Origin of the sequence: Borreliella spielmanii (assembly GCF_014201705.1) — a bacterium.
Lineage (GTDB): Bacteria > Spirochaetota > Spirochaetia > Borreliales > Borreliaceae > Borreliella > Borreliella spielmanii.
The window spans coordinates 10,330-32,071 of record NZ_JACHFA010000004.1; the positions used below are offsets into that span (position 1 = coordinate 10,330).

At 23.7% G+C, this 21,742-nt stretch carries 12 protein-coding genes and 4 pseudogenes; 11 read left to right on the plus strand and 5 right to left on the minus strand.

Going from position 1 to position 21,742, the window contains the following annotated elements; translation table 11 throughout:
* Positions 1–738, plus strand: a 738-nt coding sequence (locus HNR35_RS04635) for a CRASP family complement regulator-acquiring lipoprotein (protein ID WP_183224257.1), incomplete at its 5' end; no start/stop codon positions are given.
* Positions 739–1,207: 469 nt separating this feature from the next.
* Here HNR35_RS04635 and HNR35_RS05790 read toward each other — a convergent pair.
* Positions 1,208–2,318: pseudogene (locus HNR35_RS05790) on the minus strand (RNA-guided endonuclease TnpB family protein).
* 53 nt (positions 2,319–2,371) lie between these two features.
* Here HNR35_RS05790 and HNR35_RS04650 point away from each other — a divergent pair.
* On the plus strand, positions 2,372–3,547 hold the full coding sequence (locus HNR35_RS04650; protein ID WP_183224261.1) for an MFS transporter: 1,176 nt from the start codon (positions 2,372–2,374) through the stop codon (positions 3,545–3,547).
* Positions 3,548–5,160: 1,613 nt separating this feature from the next.
* Positions 5,161–6,018: pseudogene (locus tag HNR35_RS04655) on the plus strand (S2/P23 family protein).
* A gap of 577 nt (positions 6,019–6,595) precedes the next feature.
* On the opposite strand, the gene HNR35_RS04660 reads toward HNR35_RS04655, so the two are convergent.
* The gene (locus HNR35_RS04660) at positions 6,596–10,432 is read right to left on the minus strand and encodes a class I SAM-dependent DNA methyltransferase (RefSeq protein WP_183224263.1); all 3,837 of its coding nucleotides are present in this window, start codon (positions 10,430–10,432) and stop codon (positions 6,596–6,598) included.
* A 119-nt stretch (positions 10,433–10,551) separates the two neighbouring features.
* Positions 10,552–10,794 (minus strand): exported protein A EppA, encoded by a 243-nt coding sequence (eppA, locus tag HNR35_RS04665; RefSeq protein ID WP_183224278.1) that lies wholly within the window; start codon positions 10,792–10,794, stop codon positions 10,552–10,554.
* Positions 10,795–11,135: 341 nt separating this feature from the next.
* On the opposite strand from eppA, the pseudogene HNR35_RS05795 reads away from it, so the two are divergent.
* The 6 genes and pseudogenes from HNR35_RS05795 to bdr all read left to right on the plus strand — a co-directional run.
* Positions 11,136–11,710, plus strand: a pseudogene (locus HNR35_RS05795) (transposase); the annotation flags it as partial.
* 141 nt (positions 11,711–11,851) lie between these two features.
* The gene (locus HNR35_RS04670; RefSeq protein WP_183224265.1) at positions 11,852–12,769 is read left to right on the plus strand and encodes a plasmid maintenance protein; all 918 of its coding nucleotides are present in this window, start codon (positions 11,852–11,854) and stop codon (positions 12,767–12,769) included.
* On the plus strand, positions 12,762–13,328 hold the full coding sequence (locus tag HNR35_RS04675) for a DUF226 domain-containing protein (RefSeq protein ID WP_040353550.1): 567 nt from the start codon (positions 12,762–12,764) through the stop codon (positions 13,326–13,328). Before HNR35_RS04670 ends, HNR35_RS04675 begins: the two co-directional genes overlap by 8 nt.
* Positions 13,301–14,056, plus strand: a complete 756-nt coding sequence (locus HNR35_RS04680; protein ID WP_183224268.1) for a ParA family protein — start codon at positions 13,301–13,303, stop codon at positions 14,054–14,056. The genes HNR35_RS04675 and HNR35_RS04680 overlap by 28 nt, the downstream gene beginning before the upstream one ends.
* 95 nt (positions 14,057–14,151) lie before the next feature.
* A complete protein-coding gene (locus HNR35_RS04685; protein ID WP_183224270.1) occupies positions 14,152–14,781 on the plus strand; it encodes a chromosome replication/partitioning protein in 630 nt (209 codons plus the stop codon).
* 158 nt (positions 14,782–14,939) lie between these two features.
* Positions 14,940–15,284, plus strand: a complete 345-nt coding sequence (gene bdr / locus HNR35_RS04690; RefSeq protein ID WP_012665868.1) for a Bdr family repetitive protein — start codon at positions 14,940–14,942, stop codon at positions 15,282–15,284.
* 799 nt (positions 15,285–16,083) lie between these two features.
* Here the strand turns inward: bdr and HNR35_RS04695 are convergent.
* A pseudogene (locus HNR35_RS04695) lies at positions 16,084–16,825 on the minus strand (virulence associated lipoprotein).
* 614 nt (positions 16,826–17,439) lie between these two features.
* Here HNR35_RS04695 and HNR35_RS04700 point away from each other — a divergent pair.
* Entirely contained in the window at positions 17,440–18,294 is an 855-nt protein-coding gene (locus HNR35_RS04700; RefSeq protein WP_183224272.1) for a S2/P23 family protein, read from the plus strand.
* A 748-nt stretch (positions 18,295–19,042) separates the two neighbouring features.
* Here the strand turns inward: HNR35_RS04700 and HNR35_RS04705 are convergent.
* Complete coding sequence (locus HNR35_RS04705; RefSeq protein ID WP_183224274.1) at positions 19,043–19,969, minus strand: hypothetical protein; 927 nt, start codon at positions 19,967–19,969, stop codon at positions 19,043–19,045.
* An 817-nt stretch (positions 19,970–20,786) separates the two neighbouring features.
* On the opposite strand from HNR35_RS04705, the gene HNR35_RS05800 reads away from it, so the two are divergent.
* Positions 20,787–20,930, plus strand: a complete 144-nt coding sequence (locus HNR35_RS05800) for a P52 family lipoprotein (RefSeq protein ID WP_012665878.1) — start codon at positions 20,787–20,789, stop codon at positions 20,928–20,930.
* The last annotated feature ends 812 nt before the right edge of the window (positions 20,931–21,742 follow it).

Here is a 21,742-nt window from a genome sequence, read left to right on the forward strand (position 1 = left end):
CAAGAAGTAAATCAAAATCAAGAAGTAAATCAAAATCAAGAAGTAAATCAAAATCAAGAAGTAAATCAAAATCAAGAAGTAAATCAAAATCAAGAAGAAGATCAAAATCAAGAAGAAGATCAAAATCAAAGGGAAAAAAACAAGCTAATTAATGATTTAAGAAACTTAATAGAAAAAGCTAACACAGATAGAAAAAAATATGAAAAAAAATTAAAAGAAGAACCTGAGGACCAATATGGAATATTGGCTTTCAAAAGCTTGAGATGGCACGAAGAACCACGTGAAACAGTATTCGATAATTCCGAAAGATCTAAAGCCTATAGAAAATTGACTTATGGGATCTTAAATAATATGAATACTGACGAATTAAAGAGATTTTCAGAAATTATAATATTAGCAAATGAAGTAGAAGATATATTTAATACCTCTATCACATTGGAAGGTAATATCGACTATGCGATTATTCACTTATATCCAAAAAAAGATAATCTAAACAAACTAAATATTTCAGATTTAAAGAATCTTAAAGATTTGTTGGAAAAACTATTATCTACAAAAGAAATTATTTCAAAAACATTCAAACAACTTTTATTAGATTATCAAGATGATAATAATTCTATAAAAGCAGATGCCAACAAGCTTAAACTTCATGTAAAAGAGATTATAAAACAAATTAAAGAAAAACAGGGGGAATCAGAAAAGTTAAAAAGTGGCATACTTTCAATAAAAAACTTTTAAGTCATATTAAAATTCTAATAATGTAAAAGCCTATCCTAATAAGGATAGGCTTAATTTTTGACTAAAGATTGCAAAGAACTTTTAACCTATGATTTACATAAACTTTAATTCTAAATAAGTAAACTACTTTTTCTATAATCTTCAATTTAATAATAATAGTGGTTAGAAATAGATTGCTATTATTAAGGGTATGTGCTGTTTTTATATAAAAGTATCGCGATTGCCAACCTAAATATTAGGTGCAAACACAAAATTAACACATTACTAATTAACACATTACTATCGGCACATATTATAACCTTATATATAAGATGGTAAACCATTCTTTATTTTATTTAATCAACTTGCTTCTTTGGTTTAAGATTTAAAAAGGCAATTAAAACGAAATAGCTTCTTGTTTCATACCATAATAGCTTTTTAGGTTCTAAAAGAACGGTCATCCACTAGAGCACAGTCCACAAGCTTTACTTCAGGCAGTTTCTGCCTTGGTTTTTATTTCCTTATAACAATAAGCTTTAAGATTTCGATCTGCATTTATATCTCTATCATGCAAAGTGTTACAACTCTTACAAGTCCACCTAGTATCACTTAATTTTAGAGTTGTATTTTTAATATAGCAATTACTGTACAGCTTACTTGATGGAAAATATCTATCTACTTTATGCAAACAGGATTCAGACCACTCTGATTTATATGACAATTGTCTTGCAAACTCATGCCATCCTTAATTATTAACACTTTTCCCAAACATTCCTTTTTATATACCTTTAATTGATAAGTTCTCTATTAATATAGTTTTTATAATTAACTGCAAAGTAATAAGATAATTTATGCAAAAAGTCCTTTCTTTGACTTGAAATTTTCCTATGTAATTTAACAACTCTTAATCTAGAGTTAGCTCTATTAACAGAACCTTTTTGTTTTTTTGATAGTTTTCTTTAGAATCTCTTAAGTTTATTTTCATTTTTTAGTAAATATTTAGGATGATTGATTTTCTAGCTCTTCACTACTTACTAAAAAGTACCTCCCTCATACTCATATCAACACCAAATACCTCTTTTATATTATCTTTAGTTTTATTGCTATTTGTAACATCTAAGCACTCAACTGCTACTGAAATGTAATATTTATCATTAGCATCTTTTTCTACTACTACATTTTTAATAACTTCATTGCTCTTAATGTTCCTATTTAGAGCTAAATTTACAAATCCTATTTTGGGTAACTTTATATAATCATTTTCTATTCTTATTGAATTTTTTTGATTATTAGTTTTAAAAGTTTGCCTATTTTTCTTACTTTTATATTTAGGAAATCCTGACGTTCTATCTCCTTTTTTAATTTCTCTAAAAAAATTACTATACGCATAATTTAAGTCAAGTTAGGTATTACAAAGAGCTAAACTATCAAACTTCCTTTAAGAATGGAAATTCTTCTTTATATCTACTTGGATAAGTAATAAGACTTTGTTTATTTTTTTCATAATAATCTTTCTTGTCACTTAACATTTTGTTATACAAAAATCTTACGCATTTAAATACTTTTAAAAAGTATTTCTTTTGATTGGCGTTAGGATATATTCTGTAATGCTAAGCTTTATTAGCACTTATGTGTTTTATTATAATAAAGATTTATGATAGAAAGCAAACATTTAAAATACTATTTTTATTCATTATTTTTGTCAGAACTTGGAAGAACGTTACCCCATGCTGTACTAACTATTATTTTAATAAATAAAGGGTTATCACTAAAAAATATTACTATAGTACAAATTTGCTATATGGCAGCAATTATTATTTTTGAATTTCCATCAGGAATAATATCAGATATTTTTGATAGAAAAATTGTTTATTTAACATCAATTTTTTTGCTAATGATTTCTTATTTTATTATTTTTCAAGCTTCTTCATTCGTACTCCTTTGTATTTCTTGGTTTATATATGGGATGTCAGCTGCTATTAACACCGGGACAATCGATATTAGCTTTACTAAGCTATACCAAAATAATTCAAAAAAGCTAAAAGCTTTTATATCATTTGTAAAAATGATACTAAGTATTGGTGCTATTTTAGGTGGATATATTGGAAGTGTACTATATTTACACATTGATATAAAAATTTACCTAATTTCATTGTTAATATATCTAATATCCTCTTTAATTACAATTTTTTTCATACCAAATGATAAAAATACAGATCATAAGCACAATAAAGAAGATTTAACTTTATATCTTATAAAGTTTTTTAAAAAAATAATAATATTATTAAAATCTAAAGAACTTATAGAAGTATTTATTCTAAATAGCTCTATTCAATTTTTTTATCAACCCTTTTATTTATACTGGCAAGCAATTTTTATTGATAAAAATATATCTATTAGTATATTTGGAATCATATATGTACTATTTCGCATATCAGATATTATAGGAGCATGGATATTTAGAAAAATTAAACATTCAAAATATGATATTTATGTTATTTTAGCTATAATATTTTTATTATCGGTTTTAATAAAAATAGTTTCACATATTTACATATGTATTACTATAATCATATTTTTGGTAATTTTAATTTCTGTTTATTCTAATAATTTAGAATATTTTTTTAAAAAAAATGTAGATTCAAAAGTTTTAGGAACCTTAACTTCTATTAATAGTACATTATCTCGTATATTTTCATTTTTAACGCTAGGTATATGTTCAATTTTAACTAATTTTATAAGTGCTATAAATACATTTGTTTTATTAATACTTATTTTTTGTACATTATCTATTATTGTGACATACAAATTTAATAATAAAAAAAGTTAATAAATAGATATTATTAATATCCTTCTTATGGAAAAGACATTAAAATACTCGTGTAAGGTTATTAAATTCTTTTATTTCTTTTTCATGCTCACAATATACTCTAAAAGAGTAGTTTAGATCACTTTATCTATTTTACCCTCTAATTTTTGATTTTTTATCAATCTCTTTTAATTTTAGATCTTTAACTTGCCCTTATAGATGTCCTAAAGCTCGCATTAATTCGTATTTTTGGATAAAGTTCTGATCCAGATTTCTAAAAACTCCAATCCGCTCTTCTTCTTTTATTTTATCTTTTGTATCTAAAAAGCCTTTAACTTGTTTTTTTTAAAATCTTTACACTATTTAAATTATTTTTTCTTGCATAGCTTTATGGACATCAATAAAAGATTAATCTAAAGTAGTTTTACCACCTCTAATTATTCCAAAAAAGAATACTTCTTATGGGTAGAGAACAGTACGCTTACTACTTTTCGCTTGCTTGATAAATTAAAAAAGGTTATTGCTTTATGACTATTCTTTTATTAAGCCCAAATACATTTATAAAGCTAAAAACAAACTTTTTATTATTAGATACTTCTTTTGCTTTAAAGAATTTCTTTATATAAAGTCCAAAATCTATTTTATATTCTTTTTATGTTCATATATTAAGTTTATTATACATATTTTTCATTATTATTTAAGGTAAAGTTTGAAAAGTAGGATCTTGAATAAATAAAGAATATCTTTAAGATTAAGGGAATATATACAAAAAAAGCCCTTTTATTGGATAATATATTAGAATACTTATGGGAAAGAAAAAAATTTCTAATCAAAATCAGATTATCACAATTTAATAATTTAAATCAAGATAAATTATTTATTTTTTTTCACTTTTTTATTTTTATAAAACTCTTCTAATATAAAATAAACTCTTTTTACATCTTATTTCTAAAAATCATATAGTTCTTTATTTCTCATTAAAATTCTAATGGATATATTTTCATTATTATTTTTGTTTATATATTTTTGGTTTATGTTATATAAATCATTTTTTTGTAAATATTGATAAAAGTTAATAAATCCTATTTATTTAATATTATCAATAGAAACAGCATATTTTAAAACTTTTTCATAAACTTTTAAAACCATCATATTTATAAAGGTCTTTTTATTTAATTTTATTATTAATAGCAACTATAACTTTAATTTTAATTGTTCTTTTAATTCGCTTTAGATTGCTAAATTTTCATCCTGATTAGTATTTAAAAATATATTTTTTAAATACTTGACACCTAAGATATCAGAATTATTCTATTCTTAATCGAGTTCATTAAAAAGTTTCTTCCTAGGTATTAAATAAAACTGAAATGCTTTTTTGTCAAAAAGTCAAGCTTTGAAGTGTAAATATTTTTAACCTACAAAATAAAAATAATGAATATATAATTAATTTTTCATTTTAATACTAGTAAAATTACTTAGATGAGCTACTATCTTTAAATTAAAGATTATAGAATAAGTAGTTCATTTTTTTTAGCTAACTCTTTTTTGGGTATAATGAAAAAATATTTTATGAATTTTTAATATTAAATTAATGGAGTAATGCTTTAGAAATTAATTAAAGCAAAAAGAATTTTATGGAAAAGAGTATAAACATTTTAAATATATTTTTCTTTATATCACTTTTTTATTCTTGTGTTGTCAGATCAAATTCTTTAAAAAACACTAAAACTGGAATTTTAAATTTTGAGCTAATTAAAGAGGATAATGAAAAAGATATTAAAGAAAATATTAAAAATGTTTCCCGTATTAATGAAGAATTTGGGTCAAGCGAAATAAAAGAAGGAGAGAAGTTTATGGGGGATTCTTTATAGGTTATGTTACATGGGAAAATCTGGTAATTTAAGAGCTATAAAAGACAGATATAGTAATTTAATTTAAGAGCTTAAAGGGCTTAAATATTCGTATATTTTTTCACCCATTCAATTTAAAAAAACTTCATCATGGTTTAGCTATAGTTATACTTATTAATATTAATGATAATAACTATAAAATAATGGGCAATGAAGTGCCAATAGCTAAAATAATAGCATTTGAGTCAACCAAAGAGTTTAAAGAAAAATATGAAGTTAAAAGCCTAAAAGTTAATTTCTGAAGGTGTGAATTTTGATTTTGAGAAATATAGAACTGATGGTTTTGCTAAAATTACTTTGAAGGAAGTTTCAAGAGAGGCTGGATATATTAATTCATATAATTTTGAGGTTTTTAATAATGCTTTAACAGATTTTTTTACTCTTTTTTATAAAAAAAGTAAATGTAGTTATATGTTTACATATCTTACTATAAAAGATAGGCAAACTAGTGGGGATAAAACCTATGAAATTGTATTAGATATAAAACTATTTAATGATGTTGTTAAGCTAATATTTGCCAAGTATCCAGATTTATTAAAAGAAAAATTAAAGCTTCCTATTGATTTGATGAATAATAAATAACCTGGTGGAATTTTTAATAAATAGATTTTTTTTATTAGAAAATACTAGAAGCACTTTAAGAAGCAAAATAAAAGATGATAAAGAAAATAAAATACTGTAGAAGTTGGTGACATTGGAGATGATTTAGCAAGATTTAAAAGTTATTTAAAAGAAAGAGATAACTTCTAAAGTTATAAAATGTGGGATATTTAGCGTAGATCATCTTAAATAATACTTAATTGATTTATTAATATAAAAAATAAGAAAATATTATTAAAACATGTTATAAAAAAATATGCTTTTAAAAAAATAAATTTCTAGTTAATTAATATAAAAAACCATAAAAACTCTTTTTATAAATTACCAATAATTTTTACTAAATCATCTTCTTTTACCCTATATACGTATCACAAAAAGAATTATAAAATGTTAATAACATACCTATAAATATTATTTTCTTTAATTTCTCTAAAGCTTTTTAGCTTCCCCATCACTTTCTTAAAAAGAACTTTTTCATCATTTTATAGTAAAATTTTTCGTAAAAACATATATTTCATTAATTTCATTAAATTAATAATGATCTCTTTAAAAGAATTAACTAAGATTGAATTGTTGAGTTAAGTTTATTTATTATTAAATAATTCTCATATCCTTTTATTAAAGACAAAACATAGTCTTCTCCTTTTTTATTTTTTAGCACCTTAAAGTCATTAAGTAAAACCATAAAATCTTCTTTGGTTAGTGAATAAAGACTGGCTACAATAAAATTATTTTCATTTTCTTTTTCTTTAAAAAATTCATCTTTGGTATCTAGATTTAAGATTTTATCAACTTCTTCTTTACTAAACTTAAAATGTTCTAAGTAAAGTAAATATTTAAAGTTCCTCGGATCATTTTTAGCTACCAATAGCGAAGTATTTCTTGCAAGATTTAGATATAAAGAATTACTTAAAATTTCTTTTTCTTCGGGCTGAGGCATTGGACATTGATATAAATATGATTTTTGAACATGTATATTAACAAATCTTCTTAGCAAAAAATCAAATGCAAGTGAATTAAAAATAGATATAATAAATAATTTTTTATAAATAGATATTGGTGTTTTTTCATAATTTATATACATTGAATTTACACAATAACAATTTTTAGGCAACAAAGTACTAATCATGGTTCTTACATCTGTATTTCTTGCAATATCTCTATAGAATACTCTTTCAGTTTGACATTGGTTATCTTTGGTTAATATTTTTTTTAAATCTTCTTTATCTATCCACAGTAATTTAGACCTTTCTTTTGCATCATCACAAATGAAAAATCTTGAATTAAATTGATGAATATTGGCTCCAGAATAAAGAAATATAAAGTTTTCATCATTATATTCTTTTAATAAAGATTTACGATTATTAATGCTTGGGTCTAACCCTTTTTGAAAATCAATATATTTTTCACTAAAAATACCAAATTGACTAAACATCTTGTTAATTAAGCTAAATTCTTCATTATCTTTGAATTCAATAACTGATTCTTGAATAGGAGATAGTTTTTTAATTTGGTCTATATTTAATTCAATTCCTTTATAAGGATCGTCTTTATTGTCTTTTAAATCTCTAGTTATGTCTTTTAAAATATTATCACTACTCTGAATCATAAATTTTGCTTTAAAAGCAGATGTGGGGAATTTGGTATTACTTAGTTGAAATATTACAAATTTAAAAAGCGATACTACATCTTTAAATCTCTTTTGATTTTGAAATTGATAAATATAATTAAGTTTATAGTTAGCAAATATATGCTTTCTGAGCAACCTAGAACTAGATTCGCTCCAAAGAGCTGAGGGGGTTAGATAAGTTAGATTGCCCCCCGGTTTTATTAGTTTTAAATTAAATCTAATAAAGTATCTAAAAAGATTCGGATCACCACCACTAGTAAAATCTTTAAAATCACTTTTATAAATATTATTAATAGTAATTATACTATTTTTTTCTTCATTGTATTCAATCTTCAAAGGATGTGTGTCTTTACTAAGTATTTCTTGCTTCATTTTATTTTGGTCTTTTATGCTTAGTTTTCTGTAATTAGGAATGTGTTTTGAGAAAAATTCAGATTCATCAAACTTGGTTTTCTCCCACGGAGGATTTCCAATTGCAATATCAAATCCTTCCTCAATATCTGGAAACTCAATTCCATAGTGAAAAAATTTATAATAACTACTTAATTTTCTAATTTTTTCTATTTTTTCTTTATCTTCACTAGAAATTTTATTAACCAAAATATTTTCAATTAAACTAATTACAGTTGTAATATCACTAAATTCTATATTCAAAGATTTGTCAAAAGACAATGAATAAAGTTTAATTAAAGAAAATATTATTCTTAAATTATCTATATCTTCACTTTCCTCATATTCTTTGTATATCTTTTTAGATTTTTCTATATCTTCTTTAGTAGTATCGTTAATGCCTTTAATTTTTTGATAGCTATCTTCTAAAATAGTTGTAATTTCTTTAATTCTTTTTTTAAATAAAGAAAATCCACTTTCAAATTTCTTTTTTGTAATATCAAAAAATTCATCTTTAGTATATCCTAGTAAGGCATTTCCTACTTTTATGTGATGTTCAATAAAGCTTAGTGGTGTTCCAAAAATAAAGGTATTAATCCATAAACTTAACATAGTAATTTCAACCGAAATAGGATTAATATCAACGCCATAAATACACTTCTTTAATAGCATCCTTTTAAGTACCAATTCTTTACTTATATTTTCTTGAACGTCGTATTCTTCACTTTCTTTAAGAATAGCTCTATATTCTTTATCAAGCTCTTTTTTTACATCTTCAAATTTATCTATCTGATACCATACTTTTTCTGTTAAGTAATCTAGACAAGAAATTAAAAAATGACCCGATCCACAAGAATTGTCAATTATTTTTATATCTAAAGGGGACTTAGTTTTAAGCTGTTCCTCAATTGATGATATGACCATAAAGTCGGTTAAGTCATCTGGGGTATAATATGCTCCGCTTTTCTTTCTATCAAGCGATCTAGATGTAAGATAAATATTACCTTTATAGTATATAGCAACTTTGTTTACTTGCTTATTTTCAAGCTCTTCTTCAGTACGAATGAAATAAACCCCGTCTTCAACAATACGATGAACAGTGGTATCTGCAATTCTTAGGTCATATTCAAGTAGAGTCTCGTACAATTCTCCAAAACTTTTAGGATCTAGCTTTGAATACTCTACAAATTTTTCATCTTTAATATTTTTTTCTTCAAAGAAAAGTATTTTAACCAGTATTTCTTCAAGTTCACTAATACTTAGTAAACTTTCATTATTTAAATATTTAACCTTGTCTTCTGCAAATAATCCTCCATTAAATATAGGAAACTTTATTGCATCACTTCCCTTATCAAGTAAATTAAAAATTGTTATTATTTTTTTATATCCTAATTTATTTTTTGTATTTTCATCATAAAAAAAATATCTAAAAGATATAGAAGACCTGTATAGCTTATTTTCTTCTAATATTTTCTTAAAAATTTCGTTATCTTCAATATATGCAATAAAAAATATTCTTAAAATAAAAATAATTGACTCTTCAAGAATGCTAGCTAAAATATGCTGAGTAATTTCTTTGTCTGATACTTTAAATTCTTTATCATATATATTTTTTGCAATTTTAAATACTATAGAATCGTCAGGTCTCTCATAAAGTATTTCTCTTAGAGTTTTTTGAATTATCTCTTTTTCTTTAGCTATTTGTTCTTTTTCAACTTCTATTACATTGCTTGTCTTTAGATATCTTTCTTTTCTTATAAGATAGATAAACAAAACAAACCATTCTTGTTCTTTATATTCTTCTTTTTCTTCAATTTTAGAAAAATTAAATTCAATATATCTTTTTTCTCCATAAAGTATTTTGGATTTGTCATATAATCTCCATACTTTTCCATTTGAAAGTATCCCATAATGTTTTTGATATTGATTTAGATATCTATATAGCTGATCTTCTGCTTCTTTTACTTTATCTTTAGTATTAAAACTAAATGTTGGGCGCTTAACTTCTACTATAAGTAAGATATCTTCAGCTGGAATAGGCTCATTATTCTTTTTAGCTTCTTCTAATTTATTATTAAAATCTACTTTATCTTTATCATTTTCAAAAAGTAATATATCTACTTTAGACTCCACCCCTTCTATTTGACCACCTTTTTGTTGTTCTGCTGAATAATTTAGTTCTTCGAATATAAATCTTAGTAAAGACTCTATATTTGCTTCTGTTGAATTATCATCTATTGAAGAAAGCTTATTCTTTATAAGAATAAAAAAGTCTTTTAGTTTATTAATATTCTCTTTTTTAATAAAATCTTCTGACAGTTCTTTATAAAGAGATATATTTGGATCATTTGTTTTTATAATGTTATTAGTTTTCATTATTTATGCCTACAATAACTACAATGTTTATAAAACCCATTTATATTATTTATAAATCTTTTTTAGCTATTCTTAATACTCATAATATGCTCTAAGATTGCTTTTTTAACTTTAAAAATCTAATCTTTAGGCAAATCAACCAAAGTTTGTTTTAATATTTGTTTGACTGTAAATACTTTATTTCTAGAATAAGATTGTTTAAATCTATTTCTAGCTTTTTCTCCATATTTATCAGCGTAATCAATTTTATATAAGCCTAATTTTATTAAATAATCAAAATTTTGATGGAGATAACAATCTATAAGATAATTTATAGCTTCAAGCTTTATAAATATAACTAAAGTTATCAATTTATTTTGTATAACACACTCATAACATCACGAACATATAAAAACCACTTTTTTCCTTAATCCTAATTTTTTTAAACAACCTATAATTTATGGAGCATAGGTAAAAAAGGGCTTCTATCCTTTTCATTTTCAAAATTATAATTATCTAATCTTTTATTAATTTTTTATTTTTAGAAGAATCTTGTTCAGAATTATGCAAATAGCAAAGATGTAAAAAATTCTTGTAAAAACTTATCGGTACAAAAAAAGTATAAATAGTAAACATTTTTTGTTCATAATTATCCTCTCCTAAAATTAAAAAATAAACCAAAGTTCTTGATTTACAACTTTTTAACAAGTAACGAGGGCCCCCAAATAATCCTAAATATTTACTAAAAAATGAAAATGGGCTTAATAAATAGTAAAGAAAACTGCCAAAAAAACAGAAAGGTTTTATTAATAGAATTAATCTGGATTAAGAGTTGTTAAGCTGCATAAGGAAATTTCAAATCAAAGAAAAGACTTTTTACATAAATTATCTTATTACTTTACAACTAAATAATATAAAAACATAGTAATAAAAAACTTATCAATTCGAAGTATATAAAAAGGATGTTCAGAGAAAATATTAATGATTTAAAACAATATAGATTTGTAATACAATTATCATGTAAATCAAAGCAGCTTGGCCTCCTCTTTTCATAAAGTAGATAGATATTTCCCATCAAGTAAACTATGCAATAATTATGATATTAAAAATACAACTCTAAAATTAAGTAATACTAGATGGACTTATAGTAGTTTCTGCACGACTCATGATAGAGATATAAATGAAACTCTAAATCTTAAGGCTTATTATTATAAAGAAATAAAAACTAAGGTAGAAACTGCCCGAAGTAAAACTCTCGTAGATAATGCCCTGATAGATGTCCGTTCTTATAGAATCTAAAAAGGAATTATAGGATGAAAAAAAACTCTTTCTATAATCTTTGATTTAAAAAAATTATACTTCATGAGTTGAAATTAATCAAATATTTTGATTATAATAAAGTTATTGCTAATAAAAATACACTGAAAATGGAGATTAAAAATGAAATCAGTTATACCTAGCCATGACCACCAAACCTATAAAAACAAACTACTTAGTAAAATCTGCAGACTTAAAAAAATTATTTCGGTTATTATTTACTTAAATAAAGAGTTTGAAAAAAAACACAGCATCTTAATTAACAAAGAACACTTTACTTACGAAAAAATAAAAGCGCTTCGAGTTCATCATCAAGGAGATATACTTCGCGTACTAAACTCAAATATACATAAAGAAAATAAAAAAGAAACCACAATTAATACTCTAAGAATAGATTTAAGATTTTTAGTTAAGCTGAAAGCATTAGAAAAAAGAATACTTACATTTTCAAATAACTTTGGAGAATTCAAAGGAAAGCTTTGTATATATAAAGTATCACCTATTGCATATAAATTGATTGATGCATATTTTAGCAACACTAAATCAGACTTAATTAAGAAAGTAAAAGAAGAAAAAGATGATTTAGTAGAAAAAAAAGAATATTTCAAAACTGAAAATATCACTGAAAATATCACTGTATATAATAAACAACATATAAATATATATAATAAGAATTCTATAGAAAAATCTTTCTTTAAAAGAATTAAATCAATAACTTCTAACACTAAAAATCCAATTAAAACTCTAAAAAATACTTTATTAAACTATAAAGATTTTAAAAATTATTTAAAATGTGATTATGAGGCAAAAGATATTAAAGAATTTTTTTTATCTAAATTAAATCTTTATAAACATAAAATTCATTTTATGAGAAAAAATGCTCCTTATAAAACCGATTTCTACATTATTGCAGGAGAATTTAAAGATATTTATGTTACTAAATGGAAAGAAAATAAAATAAATAACTTTTCAGGACATGCAAGTATAATAGCTGATAATATTTTAACCAACATTTTGACAAAAGGATCAAAATTTGAGTAGATTGCTTGAAAAACTAAAACAAAAAAAAGATTTGATAAAGATTAGCAACATTTTAATTAAGAAAGATACCTTTAGTAAAGTAGAAGAAATAGACGGCAAAAAAGTATACTACACAAAAATATTTAAACATTTAATTGGCTTCAGAGTTACTAACAAAGAACAAAGACTCAGACTTGTTTTTCAAGAATTTAATAATCTTAATAAAGATTATTACTTTTTTAATCTTTTTGCATTAGAAGAAAATGATAAATTTTTAGGAATAAAATATAGATGGGATCGCCTTAAAAAACCTTTATTTCTTAAAAAAGAAAATAATAAAATTTATGCAATAAAAAAACTATATTACATAGAGTTTAGGTTTAAAAAAGGATCTATTAAGTCCTATATATTGTCTTTAAGAACTTTGTTAAGAAAAAAAGAAAAAGAAGCCACCGAGTACTATCAGTTTACGTTAAATCATTTAGAAAAAATGGAAAGCAAGGTATATAGGTTTTACAATAAAAAATTACCAGACGGAGGAATTTTAAAAAAATGGATATTAAAAAATCAGATATTATAACAATGGCTTCAATCAAGGGAGGAGTTGGAAAAAGTGCACTTTCTATACTTTTTTCTTATGTTTTAAAAGAATTGGGGAAAAAAGTACTATTAATTGATTTGGATCCACAAAATTCTTTAACTTCCTATTTTAATAGATATATTTCAAATATTGAAAAATACAATTCCTACAGCATGTTAAAAGGAGATTGCCATTTTAATGAATGCATTTATAAAATTGATGATTATATATCTATAATTCCCTCTCATCCCATTTTGGGAAAATTTAATTCAGAAGCCATTGATTATAAAGAAATTATTTTAGAACACCATTTAGATGAAAATATTCAAAATTATAATTTTGATTATGTTTTATTAGATACTCCCCCTAGTTTGGATTTTCTTTTAAAGAATGCCTTAAATGTTACGGATTATATTGTAATTCCAGTTCAGGTAGAAATATGGTCAATAGAAAGTTTTACTATTTTGATTAATGCAGTCAATGATATTATAAAATTTAGGAAGAAAATATACAATATTTCTATTGTAGAGAACCAGTTTATAAAAAATAGAAAAACGATAAAAGAGGTGGAGGATTTGCTTTATAAAGAATATAAAGAATATATTAAGGGCAAGATACATTTTTCAAATAGCATAAAAGTTCTTATAAACGGGCGGTTAGAACCCTCTACAAAAGAAATGTATCATAAAGAAATAAAAGATACTTTAAAAAATATTTTTTCTTTATAGTTAACAAAAATGCTAGTTATAATATTACTTATTTAGAGTTGTCCGATATCGGACATGTAATTTAATCAAAAATTACCTAAAAATAGGAGAGAAGAATGGAGAAAAAAGAAAATAAAAAGCAAGTGACTTTATATAAAAGGGTTGAAATTCCTACAGGAGAAGAATTAAATTTAGATAATAATCAAGATGAAGAATTGATAAATTATAATAAACTAAAGGAACAGTTGAAATTAAATTTGAAATCCGATATTAATAATAAAATCCAAAGAATGAAGATTCTATATGAAATCAAACAAAAAGAACTTTATAAATATGATGGTTTTAAAAGTTTTAAACAGTTTATAAGGTCTTATGTAATGGCTAGAAGCCAAGCATATATGTATTTGAAAATTTATGAGAAAGTTTTAGAAGGGACTATTTCGATTGAAAAAGTTAAAGAAATAGGCTTTGTAGCTACATATAAAAATATATTAAAGAACAACTCTTTATATGTATATAAAGAAAATATGATTAAAGAAAATGCAGAAGAAGATGTTGGTAGTCAAAATATACCTATTAGAATTTTAATGAAAGATAAAGAAGTTTATGATTTTTGCAAAAAAGATACCAAAAGAATATATTTTATTCTAGAGAGGCTGATTAAAGATAAAAATAATATCTTGTCAGATCTTATTATTGATTATGAAAATCATAGAAAAGATAAAAAGAAAAAAGTTAACTCTTGATTATTATTATATAATATACTATTATCAAATTAGGTTAGAGAACTTTTCTCTCTCCGTTTTCAGTAGTAAAATATTTGCCCATAGGGGCTTTTTTTGTGTCTGCTAATTCTGCATGAACTAGTATTTTTAAATTTCCTAAATAAGAGTATAATAAATATATGTTAGAGACAAAAGTTAATGAAAACGATGTATATAATGAGCTCGTTAGATTAGGTATGAATAAAATATTAGCAAGTGATTTGGCTACTAGATTTTATCATAATGAAATAACAATAAAGGATTTAGAGATTATTAAACTAGAGCTTCAGGGTTTTGTAAGAGATGAAGTTAGCACTGTAAAAGATGAAATTAATATTGTAAAAGGAGAAATTAAAAGCTTAAAAACCGAATTCGATAGTAAATTAAAACTTCATAATTGGATGATAGGAATTGTATTAGCCTCTCAAGGCGCGATAGTAGGTATTTTAGTTAGTCTATTCTTTTATATAGTGAATAAATTGTAAAATAAATAAAGTGAACTATTACTTTTATAATCTTTTAAAAGATTATAAAAGTAATATATTCCCATTGGCAATTATATAAAGCTTAAGTTATCGACAAGTATCTTCCGAGTTATAAGATATTTATTTTTTAAGCTATAAATACTTTTTTTGATTTAATGAAAAAATGTTTTGTTAATTTTTAACATTAAACTAATAGAGAGGCTTTAAAAATTGCTTAAAGTAAAAAGAATTTTATGAAAAGGATATAAGTATCTTAAATATATTTTTTTATATTGTTTTTTATTCTTGTTTACCAACACTAGAATATTTAGAAAGTGTCAAGGCTGGATTTTGGGTTTTAAGCCAATTGAAGAGGATATGAAAGAAAATAATAAAATAATTACAAGGGATTTATTAGATGAGATTTTTTAAAATAATAAAGATTATTTAAACAAGATATTTAAAGAATATTCTGATTTAAATTTTTAAAAAATAAAGCAAAACATATAAGTAATTACTTGTAAAATTTAAACAATTTTTATGCAATTATCATTAATTGTATTTGTATGCCAATACAATCCCAATTGTCAATTTAAAACTTCAGTAATAAGTTTTGTTGATTGCTTTTTAAATTTAAAGTTTTTAACGAAGTCTATTTATTATTAGATTGTAAAAATTATTGTCTTACATCTATTTAATAACTTGTTTAAACAATAAAGCCCATCTTTATTAAAGATAGGCTTTTATATTGTTACAATTTTAATACGACTTAAAAGTTTTTTATTGAAAGTATGTCACTTTTTAGCTTTTCTGCTTCTTCCTAGTTTTCTTCAATTTGTTTTATAATTTCCTCTACATAAAGTTTAAGCTTGATGGTATCTGTTTGTATAGAATTCTTATCATTCTGATAATCTAATAAAAGTTGTTTTAACATTTTTGAGACGATTGCTTTTGTAGATAATAATTTTTCAAACAAATCTTTAAGATTCTCTAAATCCGAAATCTCTAGTTTGTCTAGATTGTCTTTTTTGGGATATAGATGACTAATTATGTAGTCGACTATTACCCCCAATGAGCTAGAGGTATTAAATATGCCTTCTACTTCATTTGCCAATATTATAATTTCTGAAAATTTCTTTAATTCACCAGTATCTATATCATTTAAGATCTCGTAAGCCAATTTTCTATAGGCTTTAGATCTTTCGGAATTATCGGATACTGTTTCGCGTGGTTCTTCATGCCATCTCAATTTTTTGAAAGCCCATATTCCATATTGGTCCGAAGGTTCTTCTTCTAATCTTTTTTCATATTTTTCTTTATCTGAGTTTGCTGTTTCTATTAAGTTTCTTAAATCATTAAGCAGCATGTTTTTTTCTTTGATTTTGGTTTGCTACTTCTTGATTTTTTTGGTTTACTTCTGTTTTAGGGCTTAATCTTTTTTTATTAGATTTTATTCTTTTTTTATTAGAATGATACCTCATATCTTTTTGATTGGTGTTAAAATCTGGATTGCAAGCTAAAAACAGAAAAACGAATATGTTTACAATTATACTATATTTCATAAATACTCTCTTGCTTAAGATCTTATACTTAATATAATTTGATAATTAATATAATCCAATACTTAATATAAAATTTATTGTATTAAGTATAGATTATTAAAATAATAATATTTTCATTGTTAGAAGTTTTATAATATTTTGATTAATTTTTAAGGCTTTAATAGATGTTAATATGTGTTTAAAAACATAAATAAGGAAGAATTAATAATGAAAGATATAAGTAGGGGGTAAAAAATCAACTAAAGGTATTAATTTAATTGCGAGGCATTCTAATTGGAATTAACCTGTAAATTATGCTATTGAAAATATTTCAGAAGAGTTTGAGCTAAATAAAAAATATTCTAGGGTTTATGTTTTTATATATTGGGCTATTATAAATAATTTTTTTTTTAAAATATTATTTATCTCGTAATACTTTTTTGTTTTTACTATTTTTGGTGTAAAACTTAATTGTCTATAGGTAGCTTAAGCTTTACACTAAAAATTATTTTATCCTAAATGTTTATTTTTCTATTTATGCACACTTTTTTGATATAATGAGAAAATATTTTATGAATTTTTGATATTAAATTAATGGAGAGGCTTTAAAAATTACTTAAAGTAAAAAGAATTTTATGAAAAAATCGATAAGTATTTTAAATATATTTTTATTTGTATTGTTTTTTTATTCTTGTTTGCCAACACTAGAATATTCAGAAAGTATCAAGGCTGGAATTTTGGATTTTAAGCCAATTAAAGAAGATAATAATAAAAATATTGAAGAATATAGTAAAAAAAATATTAAAGAAGATAATAACAATATTTATTGTGTTGATGAAGAATTTAGGTTAAACGAAATAAAAGAGGGAGAAGTTTCGCAATTATTTGCAAGAGGTTATGTTACATGGGTAAAATCTGGTAATTTAAGAGCTATAAAAGATAAAAACAATAATTTGATTCAAGATCTTAAAGGACTTAAGTATTCGTATATTTTTTCACCCATTCGATTTAAAACTTTATCATTATTATGGTTTAGCTATACTTATTATATTAATGATAATAACTATAAGATATTGGGCAATGAAGTGCCAATAGCTAAAATAATAGCATTTGAGTCAACTAAAGAGTTTGAAGATAATTATGAAGTTAAAAGTCTAAAGTTAATTTCTGAGGGATCAAATATTGATTTTGAGCAATATAGAACTGGTGTTGCTAAAATTAGGTTAAAAGAGACTTCAAAAGAGTTTGGATACATTAATTCATATAATTTTGGAGTTTTTAATAATGACTTAACAAATTCTTTTAAACTTCTTTATAAGAAGAGTGGATGTGGTTATATGCTTGCGCATTTTACTATAAAAGATAAACAAGCTAATAAAGATAAAACCTATGAAATTGTATTAGATATAAAGTTGTTTGCTGATACTATTAAGCTAATATTTGATAAGTATCCAAATTTATCAACTGAAAAATTAAAGGCTCTCTATTGATGAATAATGAATGACCGAATGATATTTTGAAAATAGAAACATAAAATTCTATTTAGATTAAAAGGTTTTCTTAAAGTTTTTTATATTATGATGGTTGTTAGTCTTGTTTTATATTTTTATTAAGGGAGTATTTTCAATATTTTGTAAGATAAATTTTATTATTTAATAATAATCTAAGCTGTGATTGAATTTTATTTTTCATGATTTTATCTATTCAATAATAATAAAATAAAATTTAACACAACATTGCAAAGATATAGACGTCTTAATTAAATTTTTTGACTCATAAATAATTCTATTAAGAAATAAAATTTTCCAATTATAGCTAATGCGATTTACAATAAAATGGGGGCCAATAACTAAATCAATCTTGTTTTATTGGTTGAGCTAGGTTATTGTATATTACAATACCTCTTTAAAAGAATATATAGACTTTCTGGTTATGAGTATTGTAATTTGCTATTTTTGATAGATGCGGTACCAATTAATTGTAAGATTAAGATAAATAGTCTATTGATATTGAAAGTGTTTGGATTTAATAATATTATTATTGTTGTGTAAAATTCACCTCTACCTAAATTCAAAAGCGCTTACAATTAAATTGCGAGTGGAGAATTCTTTTGCTTTTTCAATAAAAAATTTCATCATTTAACGTTTCTGTATTCATAATAATTTGCAAAAAATAACAACTAGTCAAATTGCTTACTAGGTGTTATTTACATATAAAAAAGTTTAGATATATCCAAAGTTATTCATCATCACTGTTAACAATATTCTCTTTAATTTTTTCAAAATTAGATTTGTTTTTAAGGTATTCTTTAACCCCCTTTAATTCTGATTTTAGTTTATCTAAGTCCGATTCAATTTCGACAACCTTTACGTTTTCTTTTAGATTGGGTTCATTGCCTCCCCAAGTATATCTTTGATTGCCTACATTTAATTTAGCTCTTAAATTACTTCTAGTATCTCTTAATTTTTCCAATAACTCTTTTAAGTCTGTATCTACATCATACCAAACAGTGTGTATGGCATTACTACCATCGGTAAAATGGTCATATATAGGGCCTGTAATTTTATCTCTAGCTTCTGTTGCTGCTACTATTTCCCTCTTTACATCCTCTAAAAACAAACTTTTATGTTTGATGGCATCGATGTCTCTATTTATCTCGTCTATTTTTTTTGTAAGTATTTCGATTGTATCTTTAGTTCGTTTTTCTTCTTCTTGCCTTTGTTTTTCTTCTTCTTGCCTTTGTTTTTCTTCAGTTTTAGCTAGTTTTTGTTCTGTTTTTTCTGGACTTTGGGCACCTTTTATAGATGAAGTTCCTTGAGATTTTGTAGATTCTAATAATTCTGCAGCTTCTATGTCATTTATTGACTCAGTTGATCTTGAGCTTTCTTCTGTTGACATATCAATTGGACCATTGATCGATGATAACGACTCCTCTATTCTCTTATTATTTACAGATTCTTCTACTTTGATTTTTGTTGCTATATCTGTTCCAGATAAATCAGCTGCACTTTTTCTTGATCTTGATACTGGGATTTTACTTTTTCCCAGATCTGTTAAAGTAGATGTCTCTTTACTTGTTTTTTCTTTTTGATTGGGGCTAAAGTCTGGATTGCAGGAAGTTAAAAATAAAAAGACAAACATGCTCGCAATTATATTATATTTCATAAAAATACTCTCCTTATTTAAAATATAATAATTAATATAATTCAATAATTAGTATAATACAATACTTAATATAAATTGTATTCTATTAAATATTGATTATTGGAATATATTTGCATTACCATAAGCTTATAATCTTCCATTATTAATTCTTCCTTATTTATGTTTTTAACACAATATTGATTGGTCTTTATTATCATCTATTAAAGTCTTTAAAAATTAATCAAAACATTTATAAACAGGGTTTTAAAAAAATCAACTAAAGGGGTGTTGATTTAAGCGTAAAGCATTCTAATTTAAATTATCTTCCACAGAAACAAGTATTTAAACTTATAATTCTTTTGTTTATATTTTTAATAAAATTTGATTTTAATAAAATCATTATTATTTAATTTTTATGCATGTGTTTATAAATTAAATTTATAAGGATATAATTTAAATATTTAATTTTCATAAATCAATATAATGATTTAGTATTTAACAATTCTTGAAAAAAGATAAAATTGATATATTCCCTCTTTCTAGAGGAATTTATTTTAGTAGAACTTTTAAAAGTTTACTAAAAATAGTATTTGGATAAACTTATATATTTGTAGATTATTTTAGCAGTAAGGTGGAGAAGGAGCATATATAAGGGTTTTGGTTGGTGTTTGTAATAACATTAGCCTTATTAGGTTGTTATTTACCTGATAAGTAAAAAAACAAGCTGTTCTAAACTTTTTTTGATGAGAATTCTACAATAAAGTAGTAATATGGGTTCTGATGCGATTGTTACTGAAGGTAAATTTGCTAATTTAAAATTATAATAGCTGAACATTGTTTGTCGATTGATATAAAAGAGACCCTATATACTTTATACAATGGTTTAAAAAATGGTAGTCGAGAAATCCCCCTATTGACTGGTTATAATGGAGAGTATTTTAATAAATTCTTTTTAGAGCTAGGTTATGAGCGATCTAAATAATTGATTAAGTTGCTTGTAGGATAAAAAATAAGGGGAATGATATTTAAAGTTAAAAGTGAAGTTCATGGGCTTTTTTTATGTATAATAGAATTATATTCTCCAGATATTAAGTATCCCAGTAAAGGAGGATATGAATATTAATATCGGGGGGGGGTGTGAATTTGTTATGCTTAGGCTCACTATTGATGAACAATATTTGAAAGTGAATAAAGGAATAGAGCAGTGAGTTTTAAAATGATTTTCGGCTATTAATTGTAAGATAATTTTTATAAGGATTATAATTTTTAAAACTAACGACATTCCGTATATGCTTTGTTTTAATTATATTATACCAATTTTGTATTTAATTATTGATAAATATGTGGATAAAAAATAAAAAGCATAATCATAATTATAACCATAATGGCAGTTATTTTTGGTGAAAAATATTTAAAAAGGATTGTTTTAACAATGATGTAAAAGAAAATGTTTTCAATTTTTTATTACTTTAATAGAAGTAATAGGTGTAATAAATTAAGCTTTATAAAAGCTATCAATGCTAATGAAAAATTATATTATTGTCATTTTAATTCTTGTTGTGACTGTTGTAGATTTATGATGAATTTTTAGAAAAAGTTAAAATTTTACATTTTTGTGTTAAAGTTTGGGATTTCTTAAAAAATGAAGTTAAAGTTTAAACTTTTAGGGTTAAAGTTTGGGATTTTGGAGTTAAAGTTTAGGGTTAGATTTTAGAGCCAAAATATCTATACTAATTAAAAATTATATATATAATTTTTAATTAGTATAGATATTTTGGCTCTAAAATCTAACCC

Coding starts and splice junctions, on each gene's coding strand:
- HNR35_RS04650 (WP_183224261.1), top strand. CDS start 2,372: ATGATAGAAAGCAAACATTTAAAATACTATTTTTATTCATTATTTTTG.
- HNR35_RS04660 (WP_183224263.1), bottom strand. CDS start 10,432: ATGAAAACTAATAACATTATAAAAACAAATGATCCAAATATATCTCTT.
- HNR35_RS04670 (WP_183224265.1), top strand. CDS start 11,852: ATGAAATCAGTTATACCTAGCCATGACCACCAAACCTATAAAAACAAA.
- HNR35_RS04680 (WP_183224268.1), top strand. CDS start 13,301: ATGGATATTAAAAAATCAGATATTATAACAATGGCTTCAATCAAGGGA.
- HNR35_RS04685 (WP_183224270.1), top strand. CDS start 14,152: ATGGAGAAAAAAGAAAATAAAAAGCAAGTGACTTTATATAAAAGGGTT.
- bdr (WP_012665868.1), top strand. CDS start 14,940: ATGTTAGAGACAAAAGTTAATGAAAACGATGTATATAATGAGCTCGTT.
- HNR35_RS04700 (WP_183224272.1), top strand. CDS start 17,440: ATGAAAAAATCGATAAGTATTTTAAATATATTTTTATTTGTATTGTTT.
- HNR35_RS04705 (WP_183224274.1), bottom strand. CDS start 19,969: ATGAAATATAATATAATTGCGAGCATGTTTGTCTTTTTATTTTTAACT.